The organism is Rhodococcus sp. 14C212, assembly GCF_011058195.1.
GTDB classification, from domain to species: domain Bacteria; phylum Actinomycetota; class Actinomycetes; order Mycobacteriales; family Mycobacteriaceae; genus Rhodococcus; species Rhodococcus aetherivorans.
The window spans coordinates 1-385 of sequence record NZ_JAALEH010000234.1 but is presented as its reverse complement, the minus strand read 5'-3'; the positions used below and the strand labels follow the sequence as shown (position 1 = coordinate 385).

Annotated in this window: 1 tRNA gene; it reads right to left on the bottom strand. The window is 68.3% G+C overall.

Annotated elements, in window-relative coordinates:
* Positions 1-8: 8 nt before the first annotated feature.
* Positions 9-94, bottom strand: a tRNA-Leu gene (locus G6038_RS30870).
* Between the last annotated feature and the right edge of the window lie 291 nt (positions 95-385).

Sequence of the window (385 nt, the reverse complement as noted above, 5' to 3'; positions counted from 1 at the left end):
ACTCAGAGTGTCCGAGGGGGGACTTGAACCCCCACGTCCGTTAATAGGACACTAGCACCTCAAGCTAGCGCGTCTGCCATTCCGCCACTCGGACATGCTGATGCTCCCCGCTCCCGCGGGTGCCGTTTCAGCGTAACCCACCCGGGCGCGCCCTCCCAATCCGCTGGTCAGCGGCCCGCGTCCGGCCGGCACCCGGCGTCCGGGGGAAACGATCCGGCGGTGCTCGCCGCCGGGCACGACGGACGGCGCGCAGGGCACGCGGCGCCGCAACGGCGAAGGCCCCGAACCGATCGGTTCGGGGCCTTCGCCGTCTGTCTCAACTCAGAGTGTCCGAGGGGGGACTTGAACCCCCACGTCCGTTAATAGGACACTAGCACCTCAAGCT